The 26,239-nt window shown below is 48.2% G+C and carries 27 protein-coding genes and 1 other RNA gene; 15 read left to right on the top strand and 13 right to left on the bottom strand.

Annotation, left to right across the window (positions count from 1 at the left end; translation table 11 throughout):
* Position 1: 1 nt before the first annotated feature.
* Genes lptA through ACXAGC_RS14305 form a run of 5 tightly spaced genes read right to left on the bottom strand, consistent with a single transcriptional unit; the run spans position 2 to position 3,582 of the window.
* Complete coding sequence (lptA, locus tag ACXAGC_RS14325; protein ID WP_474844920.1) at positions 2 to 571, bottom strand: lipopolysaccharide transport periplasmic protein LptA; 570 nt, start codon at positions 569 to 571, stop codon at positions 2 to 4.
* Positions 540 to 1,103 carry an LPS export ABC transporter periplasmic protein LptC gene (gene lptC, locus ACXAGC_RS14320; protein WP_119500187.1) on the bottom strand — a complete coding sequence of 188 codons (564 nt, stop codon included), beginning with the start codon at positions 1,101 to 1,103 and terminating at the stop codon, positions 540 to 542. Before lptC ends, lptA begins: the two co-directional genes overlap by 32 nt.
* Positions 1,100 to 1,654: a 3-deoxy-manno-octulosonate-8-phosphatase KdsC gene (gene kdsC, locus ACXAGC_RS14315; protein WP_474844919.1), complete on the bottom strand. Its 555-nt coding sequence runs from the start codon at positions 1,652 to 1,654 to the stop codon at positions 1,100 to 1,102. The genes lptC and kdsC overlap by 4 nt, the downstream gene beginning before the upstream one ends.
* Positions 1,654 to 2,625 (bottom strand): KpsF/GutQ family sugar-phosphate isomerase, encoded by a 972-nt coding sequence (locus tag ACXAGC_RS14310; RefSeq protein ID WP_474844918.1) that lies wholly within the window; start codon positions 2,623 to 2,625, stop codon positions 1,654 to 1,656. The genes kdsC and ACXAGC_RS14310 overlap by 1 nt, the downstream gene beginning before the upstream one ends.
* Positions 2,626 to 3,582: a calcium/sodium antiporter gene (locus ACXAGC_RS14305; RefSeq protein WP_119500190.1), complete on the bottom strand. Its 957-nt coding sequence runs from the start codon at positions 3,580 to 3,582 to the stop codon at positions 2,626 to 2,628. It lies immediately after the preceding gene.
* A 510-nt stretch (positions 3,583 to 4,092) separates the two neighbouring features.
* On the opposite strand from ACXAGC_RS14305, the gene ACXAGC_RS14300 reads away from it, so the two are divergent.
* The 7 genes from ACXAGC_RS14300 (at position 4,093) to murA (ending at position 8,771) form a co-directional block, all read left to right on the top strand.
* Positions 4,093 to 4,893 carry an ATP-binding cassette domain-containing protein gene (locus ACXAGC_RS14300; protein ID WP_474844917.1) on the top strand — a complete coding sequence of 267 codons (801 nt, stop codon included), beginning with the start codon at positions 4,093 to 4,095 and terminating at the stop codon, positions 4,891 to 4,893.
* Positions 4,890 to 5,666: a lipid asymmetry maintenance ABC transporter permease subunit MlaE gene (mlaE, locus tag ACXAGC_RS14295; RefSeq protein ID WP_119500193.1), complete on the top strand. Its 777-nt coding sequence runs from the start codon at positions 4,890 to 4,892 to the stop codon at positions 5,664 to 5,666. Before ACXAGC_RS14300 ends, mlaE begins: the two co-directional genes overlap by 4 nt.
* Before the next feature lie 9 nt (positions 5,667 to 5,675).
* The gene (gene mlaD, locus ACXAGC_RS14290; protein ID WP_119500194.1) at positions 5,676 to 6,158 is read left to right on the top strand and encodes an outer membrane lipid asymmetry maintenance protein MlaD; all 483 of its coding nucleotides are present in this window, start codon (positions 5,676 to 5,678) and stop codon (positions 6,156 to 6,158) included.
* 83 nt (positions 6,159 to 6,241) lie between these two features.
* A complete protein-coding gene (locus ACXAGC_RS14285) occupies positions 6,242 to 6,901 on the top strand; it encodes an MlaC/ttg2D family ABC transporter substrate-binding protein (protein WP_119503297.1) in 660 nt (219 codons plus the stop codon).
* Positions 6,898 to 7,206, top strand: coding sequence for an STAS domain-containing protein (locus ACXAGC_RS14280; protein ID WP_474844916.1), 309 nt, complete (start codon positions 6,898 to 6,900; stop codon positions 7,204 to 7,206). The genes ACXAGC_RS14285 and ACXAGC_RS14280 overlap by 4 nt, the downstream gene beginning before the upstream one ends.
* Positions 7,207 to 7,236: 30 nt before the next feature.
* Complete coding sequence (locus ACXAGC_RS14275) at positions 7,237 to 7,494, top strand: BolA family protein (protein ID WP_119500196.1); 258 nt, start codon at positions 7,237 to 7,239, stop codon at positions 7,492 to 7,494.
* Positions 7,495 to 7,508: 14 nt separating this feature from the next.
* Positions 7,509 to 8,771, top strand: a complete 1,263-nt coding sequence (gene murA / locus ACXAGC_RS14270; protein ID WP_474844915.1) for a UDP-N-acetylglucosamine 1-carboxyvinyltransferase — start codon at positions 7,509 to 7,511, stop codon at positions 8,769 to 8,771.
* Between the two features lie 43 nt (positions 8,772 to 8,814).
* Here the strand turns inward: murA and ACXAGC_RS14265 are convergent, their stop codons facing one another.
* The 4 genes from ACXAGC_RS14265 to ACXAGC_RS14250 form a co-directional block, all read right to left on the bottom strand.
* Complete coding sequence (locus ACXAGC_RS14265; RefSeq protein ID WP_474844914.1) at positions 8,815 to 10,044, bottom strand: ATP-binding protein; 1,230 nt, start codon at positions 10,042 to 10,044, stop codon at positions 8,815 to 8,817.
* Between the two features lies 1 nt (position 10,045).
* Complete coding sequence (locus tag ACXAGC_RS14260; protein WP_474844913.1) at positions 10,046 to 10,750, bottom strand: response regulator; 705 nt, start codon at positions 10,748 to 10,750, stop codon at positions 10,046 to 10,048.
* Positions 10,750 to 11,037, bottom strand: a complete 288-nt coding sequence (locus ACXAGC_RS14255; protein ID WP_474844912.1) for a DUF3019 domain-containing protein — start codon at positions 11,035 to 11,037, stop codon at positions 10,750 to 10,752. Before ACXAGC_RS14255 ends, ACXAGC_RS14260 begins: the two co-directional genes overlap by 1 nt.
* A 92-nt stretch (positions 11,038 to 11,129) precedes the next feature.
* On the bottom strand, positions 11,130 to 11,993 hold the full coding sequence (locus tag ACXAGC_RS14250; protein ID WP_474844911.1) for a MipA/OmpV family protein: 864 nt from the start codon (positions 11,991 to 11,993) through the stop codon (positions 11,130 to 11,132).
* 530 nt (positions 11,994 to 12,523) lie between these two features.
* Here ACXAGC_RS14250 and ACXAGC_RS14245 point away from each other — a divergent pair.
* Positions 12,524 to 12,748: a hypothetical protein gene (locus tag ACXAGC_RS14245; protein ID WP_150154233.1), complete on the top strand. Its 225-nt coding sequence runs from the start codon at positions 12,524 to 12,526 to the stop codon at positions 12,746 to 12,748.
* Between the two features lie 61 nt (positions 12,749 to 12,809).
* Here ACXAGC_RS14245 and ACXAGC_RS14240 read toward each other — a convergent pair whose 3' ends face one another.
* The 3 genes from ACXAGC_RS14240 to ACXAGC_RS14230 all read right to left on the bottom strand — a co-directional run bounded on the left by ACXAGC_RS14240 (position 12,810) and on the right by ACXAGC_RS14230 (position 15,953).
* Complete coding sequence (locus tag ACXAGC_RS14240) at positions 12,810 to 13,814, bottom strand: trypsin-like peptidase domain-containing protein (protein ID WP_303573931.1); 1,005 nt, start codon at positions 13,812 to 13,814, stop codon at positions 12,810 to 12,812.
* A gap of 247 nt (positions 13,815 to 14,061) precedes the next feature.
* On the bottom strand, positions 14,062 to 15,432 hold the full coding sequence (locus ACXAGC_RS14235; protein WP_474844910.1) for a DegQ family serine endoprotease: 1,371 nt from the start codon (positions 15,430 to 15,432) through the stop codon (positions 14,062 to 14,064).
* 80 nt (positions 15,433 to 15,512) lie between these two features.
* The gene (locus tag ACXAGC_RS14230; RefSeq protein ID WP_119500202.1) at positions 15,513 to 15,953 is read right to left on the bottom strand and encodes a ZapG family protein; all 441 of its coding nucleotides are present in this window, start codon (positions 15,951 to 15,953) and stop codon (positions 15,513 to 15,515) included.
* A 396-nt stretch (positions 15,954 to 16,349) separates the two neighbouring features.
* Between ACXAGC_RS14230 and zapE the strand changes: the two genes are divergently transcribed.
* The 5 genes from zapE (at position 16,350) to ACXAGC_RS14205 (ending at position 23,954) form a co-directional block, all read left to right on the top strand.
* Positions 16,350 to 17,447 (top strand): cell division protein ZapE, encoded by a 1,098-nt coding sequence (gene zapE, locus ACXAGC_RS14225; protein ID WP_474844909.1) that lies wholly within the window; start codon positions 16,350 to 16,352, stop codon positions 17,445 to 17,447.
* A 322-nt stretch (positions 17,448 to 17,769) separates the two neighbouring features.
* Positions 17,770 to 18,492 carry a YebC/PmpR family DNA-binding transcriptional regulator gene (locus tag ACXAGC_RS14220; RefSeq protein ID WP_119500204.1) on the top strand — a complete coding sequence of 241 codons (723 nt, stop codon included), beginning with the start codon at positions 17,770 to 17,772 and terminating at the stop codon, positions 18,490 to 18,492.
* A 380-nt stretch (positions 18,493 to 18,872) separates the two neighbouring features.
* Entirely contained in the window at positions 18,873 to 21,620 is a 2,748-nt protein-coding gene (locus ACXAGC_RS14215; protein WP_474844908.1) for an OmpH family outer membrane protein, read from the top strand.
* A gap of 135 nt (positions 21,621 to 21,755) precedes the next feature.
* Positions 21,756 to 22,104: RNase P RNA component class A (gene rnpB / locus ACXAGC_RS14210), an RNA gene on the top strand.
* A gap of 227 nt (positions 22,105 to 22,331) precedes the next feature.
* Complete coding sequence (locus tag ACXAGC_RS14205; protein ID WP_474844907.1) at positions 22,332 to 23,954, top strand: PKD domain-containing protein; 1,623 nt, start codon at positions 22,332 to 22,334, stop codon at positions 23,952 to 23,954.
* Positions 23,955 to 24,005: 51 nt separating this feature from the next.
* On the opposite strand, the gene ACXAGC_RS14200 is transcribed toward ACXAGC_RS14205, so the two are convergent.
* Positions 24,006 to 24,464: a hypothetical protein gene (locus tag ACXAGC_RS14200; RefSeq protein WP_474844906.1), complete on the bottom strand. Its 459-nt coding sequence runs from the start codon at positions 24,462 to 24,464 to the stop codon at positions 24,006 to 24,008.
* 417 nt (positions 24,465 to 24,881) lie between these two features.
* On the opposite strand from ACXAGC_RS14200, the gene ACXAGC_RS14195 reads away from it, so the two are divergent.
* Both ACXAGC_RS14195 and ACXAGC_RS14190 read left to right on the top strand, forming a co-directional pair.
* On the top strand, positions 24,882 to 25,634 hold the full coding sequence (locus ACXAGC_RS14195; RefSeq protein ID WP_474844905.1) for an RNA polymerase sigma factor: 753 nt from the start codon (positions 24,882 to 24,884) through the stop codon (positions 25,632 to 25,634).
* Entirely contained in the window at positions 25,627 to 26,238 is a 612-nt protein-coding gene (locus tag ACXAGC_RS14190) for a hypothetical protein (RefSeq protein ID WP_474844904.1), read from the top strand. The genes ACXAGC_RS14195 and ACXAGC_RS14190 overlap by 8 nt, the downstream gene beginning before the upstream one ends.
* The last annotated feature ends 1 nt before the right edge of the window (position 26,239 follow it).

Genomic DNA, 26,239 nt, shown 5'->3' with positions numbered 1-26,239 from the left:
CTCAGTTACCCTCGTTTTCGTTGCTGTCTGAAGTCTTGTTCTCTTCCTTCAGCTCTTTAACTGTGTCAGGACGGAAAACCGTGGTTACCCGGCCGTTGCTGTTACTTTCACCGCCGGTTGCCAGAAGTTGCTCTTTTGACATGTCATAGGTGATACTATCTCCCTGGACCATGCTGGTATCTTGCTGGATTTTCGCATCACCTTGCAAGGAAATGAGTTGTTTGGCTACTTCGTAGCGAATTTCATTTGCGCTGGCTTTTACTTTTGCGCCGTCATCCAGCGTTTGAGAATAAGTGGCTGGTTTTCCGCGGGCAATAAAAACCTCTTTCCCTTCGCCTTCACTGGCGATGGCTTCAACTTCATCTGCGGCAATGATGAGTGAACCCTGGGTAATCTTCACATCGTCTTTAAAAACCGATTTCTTCTTTTTACCGTCAATAAACTGTGACTTAGCATCCACGGTAATAGGCTTTTCAAAATCACCGGAGCCGGCCATTGCCTCACCGGCAGCAGCAAGCAGCGCTATTGCTGCGAAAAGGCTAACTGCCCGGGGAATAAATTGTCTGCACATGATCAATTAACTCATATTGTTGGGTACGCAGGTTTGCATTGAAACCGTTACTTTTAATGATGGTCTGTACACCGCGTATATCTACCGGCTGGTCTGAAGTCATGGTTTTGTCATCCAGATTCACCTTAATAAAATTGGTTGTGATGGTCTGGATAAACTCTTCAGGGTTCAGGCTTTTTATCAGCACATTGTCTTCCAGCTGGATCAGGTCATCGTTGTAGAGTGTGCCTTCATCAGCGGTGACTTGCCATGGGGCCTCGTCATCATTCACATAGACAGTGTATTTGGGTTGGTCGAATAACACAAAGCCTAGTTGGTCGTAATGCTCCATAGAGGCGGCAAAGACTTCGTGGTTGAGTTTGCCTTCTTCGTTATACAGCGTAGTTGTCAAATTCTTTGCTTTATAGGCAGGGCGTAAGGCGTCTGCACCGGCTTTTTTCGCCGGAGCCTGCTCTTCTGCCATCCAGACCGGAAGGTACATCAGCAGCGCCATAACAAACAGCGCAGAAATACTGATCCCTAAACGGTTCATACGCTGGCCCCGTGTATGGTGTCCAGCGTGCCGAGCGCCTGTAAAATCACATCACAGACTTCCCGTACTGCGCCGAATCCACCATTTTTTGTGGTGATCCAGTTCGCTTCGCGGGTGACGGCCGGATGGGCATCTTTCACCGCAATTTTTGTTTCGGCAAACCGGTACATGCCAAGATCCGGCATATCATCACCGATGGCTGCGACCTCTGATGGCGCCAGATTCAACTTTTCGCACAACTGAGCCATAGCCGTGGCTTTATCTTCCTGACCCTGAATAATGTGCTTCACATTCAGGGCGGTCATGCGATTCTTTACAATGGCCGAGTCGCGGCCGGTAATGACAGCAACGTCCACACCACTGTTTATTAATGCCTTAACGCCATAGCCATCGCGGGTGTGAAAGGCTTTTAACTCTTCACCATTGTTGCCAAGATAAATTCTGCCGTCAGAAAATACGCCGTCGATATCACAAACGAGCAGTTTCAGCCCTTTGAGTTTTTCAAACCGCTCTTCACTGATCACACCGTAAAAAGTGACTTCATGTCCCATCAGAGAACTCCTGCTTTAAGCAACATATGCATGTTGAATGCGCCCACGGGGTGATCATTTTCATCCACCACCATCAGCGCACTGATCTTGTGTTTTTCCATTAAATTTAACGCTTCCACTGCCAGTGTACCGGAGCGGGTAGTTTTCCCGCCGCGGGTCATAACATTGGCTACCGGAGTGGTATGAATGTCGGTTCTGGCGTCCAGAATTCGTCTCAGATCGCCGTCGGTAAAAATACCGCTGAGTTTGCCGCTGTCATCTGTAATACCTGTCATTCCCAGACCTTTAGAAGATATTTCCAGCAGAGCCTGTGAAATGGTCGCGGCAGACGATACAAGAGGAAGAGCGTCGCCGGTCAGCATGATATCGCCCACTTTGAGTAACAGTTTCCGGCCCAGACTGCCGCCCGGGTGAGAGAGGGCGAAATCATCTGAAGTAAATCCTTTAGCATCCAGCAGTGCAATGGCCAGCGCGTCACCCATTACCAGGGTTGCTGTAGTACTAGAGGTCGGTGCAAGCCCCAGCGAACAGGCTTCTTTTTCCACACTGACATTGAGTACCACATCGGCATGCTGGCCGAGGGTGCTTGATTCGCTATTCGTCATCGCGATGACAGGCACAGACAGCCGCTTGACCACGGGAAGCAGGTTCACCAGTTCGCCGGTTTCTCCGGAATTTGAAATGGCCAGCAATATGTCTGTCTGACTAAGCATGCCGAGATCGCCATGATTGGCTTCGCCAGGGTGCATGAAAAAGGCTGGTGTGCCTGTACTGGCAAGAGTCGCAGCAATTTTACGCCCGATGTGGCCGGATTTCCCCATGCCGCACACGACTACTTTGCCTTTGCATTCAGACAACAAGGTACAGGCTTGCTCAAATTTATTGTCCAGCCGGGATGCCAGCGCACTTACTGCGCTGGTTTCAATTTCTATGACCCGTCTGGCTGACGCGATATACGGTGAATTACTCATTTAACCAAATAACCAGAATTGATACGCCACAAAGCATAGTACAAAGATGCCACCTTCCAGGCGGCCTAACTGGCGTTTGCCGATAAAATTAAAGCTCAGGAAAAATAATAACACTGTGAGACCAAACATCACCCACATGTCTCTGTTATACACATTCTCGTCCAGTAGCCCGGGAGCAATGAGTCCCGGCATACCTAATACTGCCAGCAGATTAAAGATATTCGAGCCGATAACATTTCCCAGTGCCAGGTCGCTTTCACCTTTCAGTACACCGGCCACACTGGCGGCCAGCTCCGGTAAGCTGGTGCCCAGCGCTATGATTGTCAGGCCGATCACCAGGTCGGACACACCGAAAAAATGGGCGATATCTACTGCCGCATTCACCATAAAATGGGCGCTGAGTGGCAGTAACACAATACCCACGCCAACCCACAACACTGCAGAACCGGTATTTACACCGTCAGGGATTTCTCCGTCGGTTTCTTTCACCAGCGGATCTTCCTTATCTACCTGTAACGATATCCAGGCCATACCTGCGAGTACAAATACAAACAGGCCGAGGAGAATCATGCCTTCCAGATGAGCCAGTTTGCCGTTATTAAGAAAGAACATGGCAAGCACGGTTACACCAAGCAGAACCGGGAATTCACGTTTTAATGTAGAGGAAGAGACGACGAGCGGTTTTACCAGGGCCGTGATACCCAGCACGAGGGCAACATTAGTAATATTTGAGCCCAGCGCATTACCTACCGCTGTGTTCATATTGCCATTTGAGGAGGCGATAGCCGATACAACAATTTCCGGTGCTGATGACCCCATAGCGACAATGGTTAAACCAATCATCATGGGGGAGATTCCGATATTTTTCGCCAGTGCGGAAGCGCCATAAACGAAGCGGTCGGCACTCCAGCTAAGTACAGCAAGACCCAGCAGGAAAATACAGATAGAAAGTATCACAAGTTACCATTCGTCCTTTGTTTTTTCGGATTGTCGCAAAAAGTACAGCATTTGCATACGGTTTAGATAGAATACCTGCTAATACGGTTGCAACTGGTTATAAGTGCAACAGTTGCTGTTGCTTTTCCGCTATCTGCAAGCATATTTCTGCTCTGTATCAACAACATCAATGTGATAAATCATCCGGATTGTCAAAAACTGTCAGCATGATGACAAAAGTGTAATCGCGCTGTGACGGGTTTTTTTACGTACAAAAGAGAGTGGTCAGTCTTGAGGCTGGCTCTGATGGCATGATTCTCGCTGGCTAACTTGCCGGAACCGGAGAAATTTGTGCAGACAGTGGCAATAAAAGCAAGCGTAAAGTTTTCGAAAAATGCGAACACACCTTGTAACTTTTTCGTTTTGGCGGCTGTCCTCAAATGAAGATACAATGGTGTATGTAAAATCGGGTAGTAGCATTTTCTGCTACTGCCGGCAAAGAACATAAAGGGAAGGCGCGTCTTCAAGAATATGGGAAATTTAGTGGAAATAGACAACATGACATTCCGGCGCGGATCCCGCGTTATCTATGACGGAGTGTCGATTGTTGTTCCCAAAGGCAAGATTACAGCGGTAATGGGCCCGAGCGGAATCGGCAAAACAACGTTGCTGAAATTGATTGGCGGGCAGCTCCCGCCGGATGAAGGCGATATCCGCTTCGATGGCGACAGTATTGTTTCTATGAGTCGCAGCGAGTTATATAAAACCCGTCGTCGCATGAGCATGTTGTTTCAGAGCGGAGCGCTTTTTACTGACATGACGGTACGCGACAACGTAGCGTTTCCGCTCAGAGAACATACAAAACTCAGCGATGATATTATCAACACCATTGTCGCACTTAAGCTACAGGCTGTAGGGTTACGTGGTGCGGCAGATATGATGCCCAGTGAACTGTCCGGTGGTATGGCCAGACGTGCTGCATTGGCCCGTTCTATTTCTCTGGATCCGGATCTCATCATGTATGACGAGCCTTTCGCTGGCCAGGACCCCATCTCCATGGGGGTGCTGGTGAAATTGATTCGTGAACTGAATGATGCCCTTGATGTCACCAGTATCGTAGTGACACACGATGTCACGGAAGTGCTTACCATTGCTGATTACATATACATCCTGGCGGATAAGCGCATTATCGGTCAGGGCACTGCCGAAGAAATTCAAAACAGCGATTCTGCGCTGGTTCAGCAGTTTCTGAATGGTGAAGCCGATGGACCGGTGCCATTTCACTATCCGGCGAAAGACTTATCCGACAGTTTTTTCGGGGGTAAGTCATGAAGTTTCTTCAACAAACCGGCGCTGCAACCATTGCCAAAGTCGCTGCAATTGGCCGTGCAGGCATCATGCTTTCCGGTGCCTTATTTGCAGCTCCCAAAGTTAAGAATATCTCACTGACCATTCGTCAGCTTTATGTTGTAGGTGTGCAATCACTGCTGATTATTCTGGTATCAGGCCTGTTCATTGGCATGGTAATGGCTTTGCAGGGCTATACCATTCTGGTGGGCTATGGAGCTGAAGGCAGCCTTGGGCCCATGGTCGCACTGTCATTGTTACGGGAACTGGGACCGGTGGTCACCGCATTACTATTTGCCGGTCGTGCAGGTTCTGCATTAACCGCCGAAATCGGGTTAATGAAAGCCACAGAGCAATTATCCAGTCTGGAAATGATGGCGGTGGATCCTCTTCGCAGAGTGGTTGCTCCCCGTTTCTGGGCCGGCATGATCGCTATGCCGTCACTGGCAATGATATTCAGTGCGGTTGGTATCCTGGGTGGTCACCTGGTTGGTGTCGACTGGCTGGGTGTTGATGGCGGTAGTTACTGGTCGTTGATGCAATCAACGGTTGAATGGCAAAAAGATGTGGTCAACGGCGTCATAAAAAGCCTCGTGTTTGCCCTGGTTGTGACCTGGATTGCCATATTTAAAGGATATGATTCGGTTCCGACCTCAGAAGGCATCAGTAAAGCCACGACGGAAACCGTTGTTTTTTCATCATTAGCTGTATTGGGGTTGGACTTCGTACTCACTGCCCTGATGTTCGGAATTGAGTAGAGGATAGAAATGAATAAGTACAAAACGGAAGTGATGGTTGGTGTATTTGTGGTGCTGACTATTGCAGCCACCTTATTGCTGGCTTTGAAAGTGGCAAACCAGACCATGACCAACGCAGGCGACACGTATAACCTCTACGCCAAATTCGACAACATTGGCGGCCTGAAAGTGCGCTCTGCGGTAAAAGTGGGCGGTGTGACAATTGGTCGTGTAACAGATATTCATCTGGATAAAGAAGACTACACGCCGGTTGTGACGCTGAGCATTTCTACCAGTTACGAAGGATTTCCTGATACCAGTTCGGTATCCATACTGACATCCGGCCTGCTGGGTGAGCAATACGTCGGATTTCAGCCCGGTTTTTCCTTCGACGGGGTTGAAGAGCTGAAAGACGGTGACTATTTACAAGACACCAAGTCTGCGCTGGTGCTTGAGGATCTGATTGGTCAGTTCCTGTTCAACCGCGGCGGCAGCAGCGACAGTAACGAATAATTGAAACAAATTCCGTGATGCGGGGGTCTGATTCCTTAAGGCTACCGCACCACAACAAGGACACAATTTTAGGAGATTAAGTGTTGAAAAAGCTTTTATTGATTGCCGGCTTACTGGTTGCAAGTGTAACTGGCGGGGTGCAGGCCCAGGAAGTTAACGAACAAAACCCGTACGCACTGGTTAAAGAAGCCGGTCAGAAAACCTTTGATCGCATCAAAGCCAGTCAGGCGCAGATCGAGAAAGATCCTGAAGAACTGCGCACCATCATGAAAGAAGAGCTGTTGCCTCATATCGATTATCAGTTCGCGGCTTTTAAAGTGCTGGGTAAATACTTCAAGTCAGTACCCAAAGATAAATTATCAGAATACGTTCAGGTATTCAGACAGTACCTTATCACGACTTATGCGGTAGCAATGGGTTACTACGATAATCAGAAAGTGACTTTCGAGCCTGAAGGAGACTTTTCAGATAAGAAGTCTGTGACTGTACGTGCTGTCGTTCAGGATCCCGGTCGCCCGGACATTAAAGTGGCATTCCAGGTTCGTAAGGACAGCCGGACTAATGAATGGAAAGCCTATGACATGGTCGCTGAAGGCATCAGCCTGCTGGACAGCAAGCGCAGTGAATTCGAACCTATTCTGCGTCAGGAAGGCATTGATGCCGTGCTGAAATTAATGCGCGAGAAAATTGAACAGCCTGTGGGCGAGCAAGTTAAGCAGGCACAAGATAAGGATGCTGCGTGAGTCTTTTTCAGCTAGGTGAAAATGGTATTGTGCATATTCACGGTCACCTCGACCGTGATACACTCGCTAAAAATTGGTGGGACATGTTAAGTTCCACCGAAAAATCCGCTCTGGCAAAGCAGGGGCGCTGCATACTCGATTTAGGGGATGTAGAGCGAATCGACAGTGCCGGTCTCGCCTGGTTGATCAACGCTGTGCGTGACGGCAAAGGCAATCACGTAGATGTATTACTGGCACAGGTGCCGGAGAAACTACTGAAACTGGCTAAAATCAGCGACGTCGACACCCTGTTGCCCGTAGAATAATACGTTTCCAAATCTAAGAGTTAGCAGACCATGGAATTATCTGATATCGAAACTTTGCTGAAAGACAAGCTGGGTTTAACTGAAGTACACGTTAAAGGCGAAGGTTCACATTTCACAATTATTGCTGTCAGTGACAGCTTCAATGAAATGAGCCGCGTGCAGCGCCAGCAGGCTGTTTACGGTCCGCTGCAGGACAAAATTGCTGATGGCTCAATGCATGCCATTTCTATTAAAACCTTCTCTGAAGCAGACTGGCAGCGTGAGCGTCAGTTCCACGTACCTCAATAACGGTAAATACATCTGTGGATAAACTCGTAATAAAAAAGAGCCCGCCACTGAATGGCGAAGTACGTATCAGTGGTGCTAAAAACGCTGCGCTGCCGTTATTATTTACCCCGCTTCTTACCTCTGACACGTGTCGTTTTACTAACGTACCTGCACTCAGAGATATCAATACCACCACGGCTTTACTGAAAGAACTGGGTGCAGAAGTCTCCCGGCCGGCAACGAATGAAGTCGTTATCTCATCTGCATCACTGAACAGTGTGACTGCATCGTATGACCTGGTAAAGACCATGCGTGCGTCCATTCTGGTTTTGGGGCCTTTACTTGCGAAGCAGGGAAAAGCGAATGTTTCCTTACCCGGAGGCTGTGCTATCGGCGCACGTCCGGTGAATTTGCATTTGTCTGGCCTGGAGCTGATGGGGGCAAAAATTGAAGTCGACGAAGGTTATATTCGCGCTGAAGTAGACGGCCGCCTGAAAGGGGCGCGAATCTTCATGGATATGGTCAGTGTTGGTGCCACGGAAAACCTGATGATGGCAGCAGCGCTGGCAGACGGTATCACCGAGCTGGAAAATGCTGCACGTGAACCGGAAATTGTCGACCTTGCTAACTGTCTGAACCAGATGGGGGCAAAAGTTAAAGGTGCAGGTACCGATCATATCACCATAGAAGGCGTGGAACGATTAAACGGTTGTGATTACCGTGTATTGCCGGACCGTATTGAAACCGGAACGTTCCTTGTCGCTGCTGCGGTATCAGGTGGCAAAGTTAAATGCCTGGATGCTGCACCGGACACGCTGGAAGCCGTACTTAATAAGTTACGACAGGCTGGTGCCGTCATCACCACAGGTGATGACTGGATTGAACTGGATATGCAGGGCAGAAAGCCTAAAGCGGTGCAGGTGAAAACCGCCCCTCATCCGGCTTTCCCGACAGACATGCAAGCGCAGTTTGTCACGCTGAACTGCGTGGCAGAAGGTTCCGGTGTGATTACTGAAACTATCTTCGAGAACCGTTTCATGCATGTGCCCGAGTTACAACGTATGGGCGCTGAAATCGCGCTTGAAGGTAACAGTGCGCTGACGAAAGGGGCATCGCGACTTAAAGGTGCGCCGGTGATGGCCACAGATTTACGGGCATCAGCAAGTCTGGTTATTGCAGGTTTGATTGCTGACGGTGAAACCCACGTGAGCCGTATTTACCACCTTGATCGTGGCTACGAAGGCATTGAAGAAAAGCTCAGTGGTTTAGGGGCTAACATTACCCGCGAAAAAGAATAACCTGACAAGGGCATCGTTACAGTTTGCCTGTTTACGATTGCCCTTACCGGAACTTCGGAAAACGTAATAAAAAGTCAGCGCCACCAAGCTGACTTTTTTGTACCTCACATTCCCCGTCATGCCACAGCATAATGCGCCTGACGATGGCCAGACCCAAACCGGCACCGCCACGCTCACGGCTTCTTGCTGTATCAGGACGGTAGAATGGGACAAAAATTTTCTCTTTGTTTTCTTCGCTTACCCCGGGTCCGTCATCTTCCACATGCAAAACAATATGGGCCCGGTTGTCGCTCACCCGGAGCCGCACTTCCGTTCGGGCGTAGCGGATGGCATTTAGCAGCAGATTTTCAATAGCTCTGCCAATGTAATAATCGTCTCCCAGAACCACTAAACCGTCATTGTCCGCAGTAACTGAAACTGAGATGGCGGTATTTCCGGCAGTCCGTTCTGCTAAATTTTCCGCCATCGCCCTTAACGGGATCTGGCTGACATTCAGTTCAGGCTGACGTCCGTCGTGACGCAAATAGTCCAGCATTTCCTGTACCATACGCTCAAGTTCATTCACGTCTTCCCGCATCGCCTTCCATCCTTCTTCATCAGCGGGACGTTCTGTTGCCAGCGCAAATTTAAGCCGGGCCAGCGGGGTACGCAGTTCGTGCGCGACTGCACCGGTCATTTCTTTATGCCGGTTAAATAATTCGGTTACCTGTGCACTGAGCTGATTTAACGCTTTAGCGATAGGCGCAACCACCGAGCGTTTAGGCAGCCATATTTTCCCGAAAGACCCATCGGCGTTCACATTGCTCAGGCCGCGGGTAATGGTGGTGAGATCCCGCCAGAGTGGCCAGAGCCAGAGCGCAATCAATGCCCCGAGCAGAACGTAGAAAACCGTTGAATACCACAGGGCGCGTGAAAGAGAGCCGGTAACCGGCAGGGTCAGTTCATACAACGTGGTGTCGTCTGCGCGGGCGTATAACTGTATTGAGTCCTGATAGAACAGAGGAACGACTTCGCCGTTTGCCAGCGCCTGTTCCGATGCCGGACTGAAAGCCAGTGAAGCGGCAGGGATCACTCTGGGTTCCAGTTTTGCGCCGGCAAGCCAGGCGGCTCTTTCCTCCGGTTTCCTGGCAACAGTTTCAAGTGCTCTGACAATATCCGTTGCCTCGTCACTCAGGCCTTCGTCTGATGTAAAAAATAACGGCTCCAGCGCGGCACTTAACCCCGCCAGAGCAAGCGCGATAAAAAGATAAAGGCTCAGGAAAAGGCGGGTCACTTTAATCCCACGCGTCTGCAACGAAGAAGAAGCCTTTACCCCAAATCGTTTTTATACGGTAAGGGTTGCTGGGATTATCGTGAAGCTTTTTCCTGAGTCTCGACACCCGAACGTCAGCGGAACGGTCAAGGCCATCATATTCTCTGCCGATGATCTCTTCGTAAATGGTGTTCCGGTCCACTACTTCAGAGGGGTGACTGGCGAGCAGCCATAACATATCGAATTCGTGACTGGTCAGGGTGATTTCTTCACCGTGTAATAATACCTGTCTGGCCGCTTTATCGACGGTAAGGTTTCCATAAGTCAAAACCGGTTCACGTCCCGCTTCATTGAGCCGTCCGGCAGATTTGATACGACGCAGGAGTGCATGAACACGTGCCAGCAGAACTCTGGGTTCTATGGGCTTGGTGACATAATCATCTGCGCCGATTTCCAGTCCCAGCACCTGGTCGAAATCATCATCCCGGGCGGTCATAAACAGTAGCGGGCCTTCATAATGACGTCTCAGATGCTTGCAGAGTGTAAAGCCATCATCACCCGGTAACATCACATCCAAAATGACCAGTGACGGCTTCTGCAGCTTTACTGTTGAGATAAGCTGACTACCGTCAGCCATTGCAGTGACTTCAAAATGATGCTGCTGAAGAAAATCTTTGACCAGCGTGCGTAAACGGGCGTCATCTTCCACCAGGACAATATGTGACATCAGAACAGACTCCATGGATCACGAACCCGTTTTCGCTTTTCTTTTTGTTTCCATTTCACCAGCAATTTTTGGGAATAGATAACATCGCCACGGGTATTTTTTATAAAAATCCAGCTGTCCTGCATTAGCCGGACAGTCTGAGGCGGCAGGATCCCTGTACCGCAGAAAAGCTGTTTCTCATCTGCATAAACACAAAATTCATTGTCAACCGCATGTTGTGGTACATGAATAGTGATGCGCATTTCACAGGGCTCTGTTTGTTGTTCTCCAACACATATCTGGGGCATGATCTCCCAGCTTTCTCCCCGTGCCGTGTTGCAGAGCAGAAAAGTAAATACGAGTATTATTGTTATGATCTTCCCTGACACACCCGGCTCCGCTAAAACTGGTATGTCAGGCCGGTGAAGACCGTGAGAATATCATGACCGGTCAACAACGGGCTTTCCGTCACCGCGTCGGGAAGATACTGATAACGGGTAAAGGCCAGTAAGCCCCAATGTTTGTTAAATTGCCTGGTTACCGCTACATTGACACCCGGCCTGAATCCGCTGCCGGCACTGTACCAGAGCCGCTTATCTGGAGTGTCCTTTCCATCAATACCATAGTAATAGTCGTTAAATGTCCTGTTGTTCCATACCAGTTGCGGACTGACACTGAACAGCCATTTCTGCCAGCGGTGACTGAAACGCCAGGCAATACGGGCCTTTACACCCTGATGGATCCCTGCGATGTCTTTCTCTACTGAAAATTGCCACTCGTTGGTTGGTGAGCTGCCGGCGTGGAACCGTACTCCTGCATGTCCGCCATTTCGGCGATCTGCGATACTGTCTACGTTGATCTCTGTATTGGCTTCGGCGGCCGGAGTGACAGCCAGCTGCTCACGGGAAAACAGCTCTGCCGGGGTGGCATCGAAACCTTCATAGGAAAAGAAAGGGCGGGCTTCACGATCGATAACCAGATAGGCATCAACAGACAAACCCGGCTGGTTACTTTGCCATTGATAACCGAGTTCAAAATTATCAAAATAAAAGGACTCAGCGTACCAGGCTATATCGCCAATCAGAATCAGTGACTGTGTATTGCCGCCTCTCAACGGATTAGTCCGGCCGCCTGCACCAACGGCCGCGGCTACCCGCCACTGACCTGTATCAATGCATTCACCTTTACTGTTGCATCCACTCGCCGCGAGGGCAGGGCCAGTGAAAAGGGTGCAAATGAGAATGAACAAACGAATTTTCAACAAACAAAACTCTTCAGGTGACGTACCGGTAATCTGATGCAGCCAACAGATTAGCCTGCCGGCGGATTGCAAGAAAGGGGCAGTTACAATTTAAAACAAATCTGTACGCTTTGGATCTGACGAAGTGTGTCAAGGCAGGTATGCTGGCTGCACATCTTCTTAAACTGAATTAACAAGTGGTTTACATCGTCAGTAAACGTTACGGGATAGTTCGGGAAAATCACTGAAAAGAATATTAAATAATACTGAATTGCTTTTGCTGGCTGTCAATTTTTTGCAATCTGTGGTACATATACTTTTGTCTGAGTTGACAGTTATCTTTTTAATCTGTCTACCGGTCGAAAAAGACAAAAAAATAACAAGTCCATAGGCATTTCTGGTTTGTATTAAGAGGTAACTGATTACCCGGTTAAGCATTTCAGAGATAGACCTGACGAATCCATCTCAATTTGTTTGTATAGACACAATACAAGTATGTGGTTCAGGGAAGTGTCAAAATTAATGGATAAGATTGAATTTATTGGGGTTCGCGCGTGAGTAATGTAATTTCAGTCCGGCAACAGTTCCGGCGGGTACTGAGTACTGATCCAAAGGATGCTATACCAGCAGTGTTGTTCAGCCTGATGGTGGCCACTATCGTATTTATCGGTGAGCCGCCTTATGCACTGGCTAAAGAGCCTGATTTAGAGAAAACAGCACAGACAGAGAGGCATTGTCCTGACAATCTTCCCTGCCAGACAATGAAAAACCGGAGTTAAAGCTCCGGTTTTTTGTTTCAGACGAACGTCTCCGGCAACAACCGGAAAGCATCAGGCGGTCTTATGATGCCGGTTGCCCCAGCTCTGCCACCGTTGCTGAAATCATCATATTCTCCCCGCCACGGCTGACGTTCAGCTCGAGTGTCGTACCGGGGTCTGTTTCGGCAATCATATCCAGTGTTTTCGATGCACTTTCCAACTGTATGCCGTCAATGGCCAGAATCACATCTCCGGCCCGTAAACCTGCCTGATCAGCAGGGCTACCGTTGGCCACTGCCGTGACTTCAATACCGGGCGTTCCACGATATTCGCTTCCAAGGAAGCCCAGTTGTCCGCGGATCACCTTGCCATTCTGGATGATGTCATCCATTACCCGTCGCGCCAGTTCATAAGGGACAGCAAAGTTAATACCGTCCACGTTACGCACGCCGTTACGGGAATCCCTGACCTGGAAGTTGGCATTGGTGATGCCTACCAGAGTACCGTTGCTGTCGACCAGTGCGCCGCCGGAGTTACCCTGATTCAGTACCGCATCTGTCTGAATAAAATCAACGTAGTTAGACAGTCCGTTGCGTCCGGCGCGGCTGACAATACCATGAGTAATCGTTTGACCGAGATCGAAAGGGTTGCCGATGGCCATGACCATGTCACCAACGTGCAAATCAGGCTCGTCCATCTGAGGAATAACATGCAGGCTGTCCGCATTCACTTTAAGCACGGCAAGGTCAGTAAGCTGATCAGTACCGACAATCTGTGCTTCCAGAACCCGGCCGTCCTGCACAGCAACAAAAATGCTGTCGGCGTTTTCGACTACGTGGTTACAGGTTAACAGGTAACCATTTTCTGTCATGATGACGCCGGACCCCAAACTGGCCCGTTCACGTGCACGGTTACGGAAAATACCGGTGTCGTTTTCAATACTGACACTGTAGATGTTTACAACCGCAGGCGCGGACCGGCTTAATGCAGTGTAGTGAGATTGCCTTGCCGGACGGGTAGTGTTGCCGGAGAAAAAGTTGTCACCAAAGCCTGTACCGCTTCTTAAATCCGGCATGAAGACCAGCATAAGTGCTGCTACTACAAGGCCCAGTACGATAGATTTGACGATAAATAAAAAGAATTGCTTGCCTGCCACGCCTGACTCATTCCATTTTGCCTCTTAACATTATGAACTATGAACGAGGCGGGGTTCATTAATGTTAAGGATATCACCTAAATGATTGAATACCAATCAGGTCATCGGTTTAGCAAAAACAAAACGGGCCGGCAGTATTTGCTGCCGGCCCGCTGTATCTTCACTGCATTTTAATTGCTTAGCGAATGACCAGATAAATGGTGGCTGTGCCCCGTCTGACATTCAGTGCAATGACATTTTCACCGGAATCATCCAGTTTCTCACGGAACTCCGCGACAGTGGTCACTCGTTGGCGGTTAACACCAATGATCACGTCTTCAGGCTGAAGGCCGATACGTGCTGCAGGCGTGTTGCGCTCGATTTCAGACACTTTCACACCATCGTTGCCGGCTTCGTCTTTTCCGTTCACCAGTGTTGCACCTTCCAGCGCAGGGTGAATGGTTGCGGCAGTCACTTTGCTGTCTGCAGCGTCGTCGAGCACCACGTTCACGGTTTTTTCTTCGCCGTCACGAATAATCGTCAGCTCAACCTCAGCGCCGGCACCCATACTGGCAATTTTGGCAGCCATTTCGCGGAAACTGTGAAGACCACGACCATTCACTTCAGTGATAATATCACCGGCTTTCAGGCCGCCTTTTTCAGCCGCAGACTCCGGCGTTACTTCACGTACAAAAGCTCCGCGGTTAGCACTTACGCCCATTGCTTTTGCCAGTCCGGCATCCACATCATTGCCGGTAATTCCCAGCAGTCCGCGACGCACTTCACCAAATTCAGCAATCTGATCCACGAGGTTTTTCATCATATTGCTTGGAATAGCAAATCCGATACCTACGTTGCCACCGTTGGGCCCGAAAATGGCCGTGTTGATACCTACCAGCTCACCACGCAGGTTTACCAGGGCACCACCGGAATTACCACGGTTGATGGCTGCATCGGTCTGAATGTAGTCTTCATAACCGCCAATGTTCAGGCCGGAGCGGCCCATGGCTGAAATGATACCGGAAGTAACGGTTTGTGACAGACCGAACGGATTACCGATAGCTACTACGTAGTCGCCAACACGCATTTCATCTGAGTCGGACAGGGGTAATGCCGTGAGTTTTTCCGCTTCAATTTTCAAAAGTGCGATATCACTTTGTTCATCAGCACCCAGCTTTTTGGCTTTAAATTCGCGGCCGTCACTCAGTTTTACGGTAATCTCGTCGGCGTTTTCAACGACATGGTTATTCGTTACTAGGTAGCCTTTTTCCGAATCGATAATGACGCCGGAACCTAGCCCTTTAAATGGTCTTTCCTGAACCTGCTCCTGCGGGCCGCCAAAGAAGTAGCGGAACATTTCCGGTACCTGCCGCGTGGCAGTTTGCGTACCTTCAACGGAAATGCTCACCACAGCCGGCATGGCTTCTTCAAGCATGGGTGCCAGTGAAGGCACTTCCTGTTTTTTATCATCGCCGAAGAAAGGTAACGCAGCGCCTGCCGTGGCAGACATACCCAAAGTACTGGCGACAACACTGGAGACAACCAACATCTGGCGTAGAGATTTCTTCATATTCGCTTACACTCCTCATGTTTCATGCGATATGGTTACTATCACTGACAGACTCAGGTAAGTGAGAAAAAGTTCCTGAATCAGTCCTTTTCTGCGGTAGAACGACCGGCGTTGCCGACAAACAAACCGGAACTTGCGTTAGCAAAGTCTTTAGGCTGAGTGTCAGAAACCGGTGCAGGTTTGGACTTTTCTCTCCCCTGCATATTGTTACGTAAATAGGTAGTAGCCTGCTCACCATAGAAAGGTACGCCGGGCGCATCACCGTCTTCGCCCTGAGTAAGCAAGGTTTCATAATCAGCAACCTGTTGCTTCAATGCCTGGCATTGCTTTTCAATTGACTCAACCGCCTGACGGGTCTGGTGAATGTGATGTGTCGCTTGCTGTGACATCAGTTCCTTAATGTTTTGCTCTGCCTGTTTTGCCGAACCGGAAGCGCCGTCACGGGTATACATATAGCGGGCAACAAAGAAGCCGATAATCAGGCCCGCAATCAGCAGGGCAACAGGAATTAAAACGTCCATTCATTTCTCCAAAAATCTCTGTGTTCATAACTATTTGAGTTAAGCACAGTAAAACAATCACTCATGCCGACTATAGCAAGTAATGAGCGTGAATGCGCATTGCGAATTGTTGCAAAATGCGGATATGGCGATAAAGTTTGATTTCGTCGTTTTTTTCGACGATTCAAAGCAAATCATTGCCTGTAAACCTTATCTGCAGCCCGGCATTGCGTTATGATAGTGGCTTATTCAGGTTTATACGGTATTTGGTTTTACTTCGACCAATACCACCCCGCATAACACACAGCGCTGCGATTCTACCTGTATTTATCCGGAATTTAAGATCAGATTTTGTTTTTTCAAGGAGGTCGGTGCAGCGGACCTTCTGCCTACCTTCTATCGGGAGTAGTTTCGGCGATGACGCCATGGGAAAAATATCAGCAAGATTTGCAGTTGCCCACGTTTAAACATGATCCTGCGCAGGAAAATGCAGTCAGAGCGCTTCAGCGGTTATACGATGATCTCATCAAAGCGCCGTCATCTTCCGGATTCGGTGCAAGTATCAAAAAACTGTTCGGCAAGCAGCCAGTATCAAAGCCGGTAACCGGTATTTATTTTTACGGCGGTGTAGGCCGGGGCAAAACGTATCTGGTCGATACCTTTTTTGAATGTTTGCCTTTCAGTAAAAAATCACGGGTGCATTTCCACCGTTTTATGCACCGCGTTCATGACGAGCTGAAAACTCTGCCTAATGAACCGGATCCGCTGAAAATTGTGGCTGACAGGCTTGCCAGTGAAGCCCGTGTGATCTGTTTCGATGAATTCTTTGTGTCCGACATCACCGATGCCATGATCCTTGGCACACTGATGCAGGAGTTGTTTTCCCGTGGAATAACCCTGGTAGCGACATCGAATATTGTGCCTGATGAACTGTATAAGAACGGCTTACAGCGGGCCCGCTTCTTACCGGCTATTGATCTCATTAATAAACACACTGAAGTCATTAATGTGGACAGTGGTATTGATTACCGGCTTCGTACTCTGGAGCAGGCAGAAATTTTTCATTCACCGCTGGATGCCGATGGCGATAGGCACCTGCATGAGTATTTTGAGCAACTGGCGCCGGAAAATTACCAGACCGGCGAGATGATAGAGGTGAACAACCGTAAAATCCCTACCCGCCGCAGTGCTGAAGGGGTATTGTCTATCGAGTTTTCTGCACTTTGTGAAGGGCCGCGCAGCCAGAGCGACTACATTGAACTGAGCCGCTGTTATCATTCGGTACTGGTTGCCAACGTGAAGCAAATGGGAGCAAACAACGATGACACCGCCCGCCGTTTCATTGCGATGGTGGATGAATTCTACGAACGTCACGTTAAACTTATAATGACCGCCGAAGTGGGACTGGAGCAGCTTTACACTGACGGCCGGCTGAATTTTGAGTTCCGCCGTTGCCTGAGCCGCCTGAAAGAAATGCAATCCAGAGAATATCTGGCCAGGGAACATTTGCCCTGAGTTGGCGGGGCGAACACTTTTTTAGCCGGGACACTTATTGCAAATGAAACACGGCGTGAACCCATCCCTGGGGCCTCGGCTGCCGCATCCATGCGGCAGACGGTTTCATTTGCAATAAGTTTACCCGTCAGCAGCGTTCGCAGTAGGGTGACCAAAGCGACCCGGCGAAAAAGCGCTCGCTCCCGCCAGCCCCCGGCGCCCGGAAGTCACGCAAAACTGTTAACTCAGCGGCAAAGCCGGTAAACTGCACGACAATTTTTTAAACTGTGCCTGAATTTTTTCACGGGCATTGTCAGATAAAAGTACGATACAGAGACCTAAGATGGGCAGAGCATTTGAAGTAAGAAAGAACGCCATGGCCAAAACGGCTGGCGCAAAAACCAAAGTTTATTCTAAATACGGTAAAGAAATTTACGTGTGCGCGAAGAACGGTGGTCCTGACCCGGATACCAATCTGTCGCTTAAGCGTCTGATGGAAAAAGCGAAAAAAGATCAGGTGCCGAGCCACGTTATCGAAAAAGCCATTGATAAAGCTGTAGGTGGTGCCGGTGAAGATTTCGTACCTGCACGTTACGAAGGCTTCGGTCCGGGTAACTGCATGGTGATTGTTGACTGTCTGACTGACAACAATAACCGTACCATTACCGATGTGCGTAATTGCTTCACTAAAACCAATGCCAAAATCGGTGGTCCCGGTGCAGTAGCTCACATGTTCGACCATCAGGCGATTTTCCAGTTTGCCGGTGATGATGAAGATGCTGTGCTGGAAGTATTAATGGAAGCCGATGTAGACGTGACTGAAGTGGAATGTGAAGACGGTAAAATTACTGTTTATGCACCCCATACAGAATTCTACAGTGTGAAAACTGCATTGACTGAAGCGTACCCTGATATCACATTAGATGCTGAAGAAATCAGTTTTATTCCGCAGACTGAAGTAGAGATCAGTGAAGAAGATATGCCCATGTTTGAGAAATTCATGGATATGCTGAACGATTGCGATGACGTGCAGGACGTTTATCACAACGCCATCACGCCAAACTAAGTTGTAAAGAAAATAAGCTATTCTAGATTAAGGAAGCCCACGTCAGTGGGCTTCCTCATTTATAAATCGACGGATTCGGTTTCAGCTTTTATTTAATAGTCAGACATGACTATGTTGCATCAGGCTGATCTGGATTCGGAAGCACCAACAACCAGCTAATCTCCCCTGAACCCGTCTAATTCACTAAATCCGTCTGGAAAACTACAAAAAAATATCAGTAGCATGAGATAGCAACTCCTCTTCGTATGAGTTTCAACCTTTGATTAAAAATTTTCTTTTGGAGACAGTTAAGGCTAGTCTGTTATTTGCACAAAATTGCTTACTGAGCTCAGGAATTAGTGCTTGTAAGTACGCTCGGCCATAAATTAAAGGGATTTAAATTGAACAGATATTTAATTGTGTCAGTCTTTTTAGCAGGTGTATTTTTTTGTCAATTAAGCTTTGGAAAAACATCCTTACCTGAGCTGCCCAAAGACTGGATAGGACTGGCTGTTGAACAAGGCAATATAAAACGAATAACCCTGCATTTAGATGAGAACATTGCGTCCACACAACCAGTTCCTAAGGTGTCAACCGCGCCGGAACGCAGGAGTGGGAGGACGGGAGCTCAACACGAGGCAATGCAATTGGGTAAAGGCGCCCCCTTAAGTGGCAAGGTAGTATTCGATGTCGCAAAAGTTGATGACCTGAATACAATACCTGCGCCCGCTACTTACCCGCTTACCGGTGAGCTTATTTCTGAGCTAAACCTTCTCAAAATACAGTATCAGCCTTATAGGCAACCAGCCGTAATGCTTTTTGGTGCAATTAGCAAAACTAAAGATGAGATTTATCTGTTTTTTGGCGGCCCGCAAAGTAACCAAAAAGCACCGGTTTTGCTGGTGGCTGGTAAAACACTTCCCGAATACATGCAGAGAGCTTTGCATATGGGGGCAGATGTAGATGAAATCAGACAACGAGGTATTGAGGCAAAAGCAAAAACAGATCTGATTAACCAGCAGGTTGAGTTACTCAGAATTCAGGGACAACAAGCCAGAGCCGACGGCAATACAGCATTAGTTGCTGAGCTGCGCCAAAAAGTTAATGACTTGTTTAGCGAGAGCGCAAAAATTAATGCTGAGCAGAACCGTTTGCGGCAAAAGGCTATGGCTGCAAAGCAAAAAGCCCAACGCGAAAAACAACAGCAAAAACAAGCCCGCCTGGTTCAAATCAAAAAGGAAATGGAAAAAGTACAAACAGAATTAGCGCTACAGCAATCAGGGGGAAACAAGGACGCTGTAGATTCGCTAACCCACCAAATGCTTTTGCTTCGATCCCGTCTACAGCATGTTTCCAGTGGCCGGCATCCAGATTTGCAACAAAAAGCTGGTTCAGGCTGTATGCCTTCTCTTACCGCGTGGTTAGACGAGCTTAATAAAAATCCCGGAGCGCCGGCGCAAAGCGTCCAGATTATTCAACTGATTAATTTGTTCAGGCCTTCGGTCTTTAATAGTTACTTTGAGCAAAACCTGTTAGATATGGATGATGAATTGCGTGAAGGGTATGTCTACGAATTAGGGCGTGTTTGTTCGCAGCAGAATAACTTACCGGTAAGAAGATCGCACATTAACGTCTTATCGGGCGGCTTTGGCGAGATACCGCGGGTTTTGCATTACATGAGTGCCGCCATTGGTGGCATGGCGCTTGATGGTGCAGCCGCGTGGCAGGCTTACACTATGGATGAGTTGGCCAAAACGAATGAGTCTGAGGCATTGAGCGAATTTGAAGTGCAGTCTGTTTATGTTCGCAATGCATTGTGGCCTGAAGAAAAAACTCCGGCTGAAACGAGGTTGGTTGAACAAAGGAAAAAGACACAGAGTGAATCTAAAATAGTAACGCCTGAAGAAAAAATACAGGCCGAAACAAAGCGGGTCGAGCACAAAGAAAAGCCGCAGAGAGAAGACGTATACGCTGAAATTAATGCGCGCATTCAACACGCTCAAAATGGAGAGTTGAAAGCACTGATGAGCGCCGTAGAACCGCGGACATTGGCCAGTTGGAATGATCTGAATATAAGAGCCCGGGACGAGGTCAGAGGGTATATTAACAGTGAGCTTCCCGCTTTATTAACTAATTATTTTTCGATACATACTTTGCCTGCGGATTCGGACTATACAACGCCGGAAGAAGCACTTCTTGCCTCCGGAAAGTGGTTTGAGCAACATAAAGATTTGTATGTCGGATTCAGAAATCAGCCCGTAGTGAGCAACACTTTCGCCAGGCTATTTAAAGCGCGTGAGCCCTTTCTTAAACAAGCCAGCCAGAAAGTTATCGATGAAATCAATAAAATTACCAGTATTGATGAACTAAACCAATTTACTACAGACCTGTTTATACGGCCAGATAAGCAGCACTCCTCTACCTGGCAAGTGATTAACGATGCTAAACAGCGCCGCCTTGCAGAACTTGAAGTTATTGCGTATCGGGTAAGGGTAGGAAATGGTCCGTTTAGCGCCGGTGATGATGGCGCCGTTTACATTAACGCGCTGTACCGGAACGACATGCGAATTATTGCAGAGGAAGACAAAAATTTTGAAAAAGCAATGCTCGAATTGACTGAGCTTACGCTTAATTCGGGCATAGTGGAATTCGCGTCTCTATTCGCTGGCCGGCATAGTGAGCCAGAAAACATGAAGCAAGAGATGCGAGACAGCTTGAAGGGTATTAGCATGAGTACAGCAATGACAGGTTTTTTCATTGTTTCATATGAGCACCTGGCAGCCAAATGCTTAGGCCCCGATCCTATCGACTTTACGCGTACCGAAGTATGGGATGATATAAGTCGAACGATTATGGGGGAAGAGGTATATCGCAATACATATAGTAAAACGTATCACTATACAATTGCCAGACGCCATGCCGACATATTCACCCAGTTGGGTAAAGGGACCAGCGCCGGGCACATTGAGACGATGGCAGGCATATATGGCGCTTTAGGAATCATTTCTAAAGATGCACAAGAGTCTTTATTTTCAATGAGTGATAACTTGCGGGGGGTCGCAACGTTTATGCAGCGATATGCCTGCGACAGTGAGGAAATGAAAACATTGGAGAGTGCGTTAACTGGTATTACCCGTTCGCATTTATAAAGTACTAAGCAAATCTGCGGGTCGACTATTTTCTGATGTTAGATGTTAATTAACCGGACCAGTATTATCGTATCGAAATTCCCAACCAGTTTTTTATTGTCGCTTACGCTTAAAAACTTCTGTAGAATGCGCGCCGGAGCTGGCCTGGCAATCGCTGCTCTCGCAAGAGAGGGGAGGAAAGTCCGGGCTCCACAGGGCAGGGTGCCAGATAACGTCTGGGCGGCGTGAGCCGACGACAAGTGCAGCAGAGAGTAAACCGCCTAAGCGCGCAAGCGCCGGTAAGGGTGAAAGGGTGCGGTAAGAGCGCACCGCGCCACTGGTAACAGTGTGTGGCATGGTAAACTCCACCCGGAGCAAGACCAAATAGGCCTTCTATACGTGCGGCCCGCACGGAAGGCGGGTAGGTTGCTTGAGCCTGTGAGTAATTACAGGCCTAGAGGAATGATTGTCCACGACAGAACCCGGCTTACGGCCAGCTCCCACTTCTTAAAACGCCAAAAAAATCTTTTAGATCCTATCTCGTTGAATTGGCTGGTTTTCGGTCAATATCTCATAATAAAGTATAAGTTAAGATAATATTTAGCTGTAGAGAACTAATACAAATCGCGCTTTAATACGTAGGCAAAGGGACAAATTAAATTGCAGGACAGAATAGCCAGAGGTTATCTGAAGCAAATTACTACAATAAGTATTTACCCATAAGGAGATCTCATGGGACAGGCAAAGTTAAGCATTCTCGCTACCGCAGTTGTGTTGGGATTAACAGGTTGTGGTGGTTCAAGTTCAAGTGTTGATGATTCCCGCGAACCGACAAACACCGCGCCGGTTGCCGAAGCCGGCAGTGCGCAGGACGTGGCGACAGGCACTGAAGTTTCTCTGTCAGGCGCAGGCAGCTCTGATGCCGATGGTGATTCTTTAACATACACGTGGGCATTTACATCTGTGCCTTCAGGCAGTGATGCAACCCTCTCCGGCGCGTCCGCTGTTTCAGCTGCGTTCACACCGGATGTAGACGGTGAGTACATCGTCTCTCTGGTGGTTAACGACGGCACAGTAAACAGTGCTTCCGACACTGTCGTGGTAACTGCCACCGCTGCGAATACCGCGCCGGTTGCTGATGCCGGTGCCGATCAAAACGTTCCTACTTCTTCAGTTGTTACTTTAAATGGAGGAGACAGTACAGATGCAGATGGCGACAGTCTGACTTTCAGCTGGTCGTTTTCTTCCCAACCTGCCGGCAGCAGTGCACAGTTAAGTAATGCAGCATCTGCATCACCTACCTTTACTCCGGATGTTGACGGTGAATATACCATTGCTCTGACAGTCAATGACGGCACTACAGACAGTGAAAGTGATGACGTTGTTGTAACAGCCAGTACCGAAAATTCTGCGCCTGTAGCAGAAGCCGGTGCTACTCAGAACGTTACACTGGCAACTTTGGTGACATTAGACGGTTCCGGCAGTAGTGATGCTGATGGTGATACACTGACTTATTCCTGGACCATTGCTTCAGCACCTGAAGCTAACACTGCAGTACTTGGCGGAGCAACGACTGCTGCCCCGACCTTTACGCCGGATGCAGAAGGTGAATATGTTGTTTCACTCATTGTAAATGACGGCACGGTTGATAGTGCTGAAGACAGTGTGACAATTAATGTGGCGAGTGGTAACTCGGCACCTGTAGCGAATGCGGGAGAAGATCAGAATGTTGCAACGGGCGATACTGTTCAATTGGACGGTGCTGCAAGTACTGACTCGGATAATGATGCATTAACTTACGCATGGAGTTTTGTTTCAAAACCCACAGACAGTACAGCGACACTGAATGACGATACTGCTGCAGATCCTACATTCACTACAGATTTGGCGGGTAGCTATGTATTGTCGCTTGTGGTTAACGATGGCACGGTCAGCAGTGCTGCAGACAACGTGCAAATTGAAGCCGTTGATCCACGGGTGAGATTATTCCGCAAGAGCGGTTCGTCGGATACATATAATGAGTTCAGCGTAAGCTCTCAGTTTGCCGGTAACTTCTCCCGTGAAGTCTCTGATCCGCCTCCTGAGTCTGTTACTCTGGTTACCCTGAAGTTGCTTGCCGAAGGTGGCGATTTCACCGTAACAAATGTGTCAGCCTCAGATTCACGAAACGTAGTTGTCCCATTCTTTAGTGGTATCGAAAATGGTACGGTACTGACTAAGGGCACCGAAGTGATTGTGACTCTGGACTCTCCGCCTACAGGTGGTCAGGCAACCTCATTGACCTACACATTTGAGATTGAAGAAACAGGCGAAACATTCCTGGCGGTATACCAGTTCAGTACCACTACACCATAATGTGATACTCACTGAAAAACTAACAGAAATGCGCTCTTATGAGCGCATTTTTTATTGGAAGCGTTTGTGATGAATCGTGTTGTCGTTTGCGCTGTTGAGCATGAAATCAGGTACTGAACGATAGCCGGGTGAACTGTTTGCACCGTTGTTTTGTTGTGCACTGTGCCAGCTGAATTGGAATAATGTCATCTTTCCATCCTGACCGGATGCGATAATAACCGGCGTTTTCTTTGTCAGTGCGCCGCAACTTTCTGTAATTAAATCCTGAACCTTTTCCTCAATAACGGCTTGTAACGAGGTATTAAGGAAGACGGCATTACATACATTAACTTGTGCGGTTAATGAAAGTGCACTGGTGGCACTGAGAGGCATAACACGGCTGGTCAGTCGCAAAGGGTCATTGTCTTCAGTGGCTCTCAGTTCATTTATCCAGTCTATATTCACCGGGAGCCAGTGGATGTCGTGCTGAGGCGGGTTTAACTGCCGGCAGGTTTGTTTGACTGTGCTCATAAGATTGCCTGCAAACGCCCTGTGATGCTCACCGAAACCGTGAATAACAACAGCTATAACGTGGTTTGACATCTTGTCCTCTCTGACATTCTTATTTATTTAAAGTGTTTATGCAGATACCAGTGAGCCATTCAGGCGGTTTCTCCCACACTTTTTAAGAATAAATCTCATTAATTTTCAAATAATCAATGGTGATTTAAATTTGTGCTTTCTCTGCAGGTGTTGTGTTTCAATGGCTTAGCTGACACAAGATAGCCATATTGTGCTTTTTTTCTTATATATAGAGTGCTGTAAATAAGCCTTTCAGAAGCGGTCGCGATCTTCGATAGGCATTGATTTAACTGGCGTTAGCCGATATGGTTGGAAGCACAAAAGCAATAAAGCACTCAAAAATTTTTACCCGGATTAGGAACACCCGTGACGCACCCCGCCGCACTTATTGAACGCATCGTTCAGGGTGATAAAAATGCAGAAAGGCAGCTCGTAGAAAATTACTATCAGGGGCTGCTTTTTATTTTATACCGACAAACCGATTCATTATCGCTGGCTGAAGATCTCACTCAGGATACATTCGTCGTTGTTCTCAGAAAATTGCGGGACGGTGATCTCCGCAATCCGGATGCGCTGTCTTCTTTTATTCGCCAGACAGGCATTAATACGCTGATAGCCTACCGGCGTTTGCAAACCCGCAGACAAACTGATGTTTCCGATCTTACCGATACGTTTGCTGCGCAAAACCCGACTTTGCTGCACCAGCTGCATGAGCGTGATGCGTCAAATCTGGTTCTCCGGGTGTTAAATCAACTGGGTACAGAAAGAGACCGGGAAATTCTCAGTCGTTTTTATCTGCATGATGAGGACAAAAGCACGATTTGCGACAGCCTGGATTTGACGCCGGCTCACTTTGACCGTGTATTATTTCGTGCAAGACAGCGTCTCAGACAACTTATCGAAGGTGATGATGAAGCGGCTTCCAATGTCAGGCAGATTATCGATGGTGTCATCGTGCTGATGCTGCTAGCGCCGGCAGGCGGGCAGAATGCTTTTTCTCCGCAATTTATATCTTTTACGGAAGAGGTGAGAGTTTCCGTCTCTCACAAGCACTTTAATGAACAGAATGGCCGGATACCACAATCAGGCCAAAAAACTGACCAGGCCTTTTATGTCTGAAAAATATAATGATGAATTCACCCGGCGTTATCTTGCTAAGCAGCTGACTCCGGATGAAGAAATTGCCTTTGAAGTTGCTATGCTCGATTCACATGAGCTGACGGAACAAGTGATACTTAGCCAGTCACTAAGTCAGGCTGTACCTGATGTGGCCGTATTACCTCAGAAAGTCAGAAAGACTGCCTCGTTGCCTGCATGGGGAGCTTTTGCTCTCGCCGCCGGAATCTCAGCCTGGATTTGGCTACCGGCAGCTCTGGTAACATCCGAACCGGAAGTTAGTCCGGCAATTGTTTATCTTGAAGATTTTCGTAGTCACGTGACTCAACCTGTGACTTTACACTTCAATGACGGTGAGCAATTTAAAGTCATTGTCAGTGATGCCCCGCCAGATTTTAGCGGCTCTGTTTACGCTCTTCTTACCAGTGCAAAGGGAGAGGAAATTGAGTCGCGGCTATTGAAGCCGAATGACAATAATGAAATCACGATGGTTATCCGTGCCGGAGATATCGATAACGGAAATTATCAGCTGATTCTGTCCCGTCATGGCGGCAATAATGATAATACTGAGATCAACCGGTTCTCCCTGGAAGTAAAAAAGGACTAAA

Source organism: Alteromonas sp. AWJ4_197 (assembly GCF_056160285.1).
Note: the sequence above shows the minus strand (reverse complement) of the source record. Positions and strands in the feature narration are given on the sequence as shown.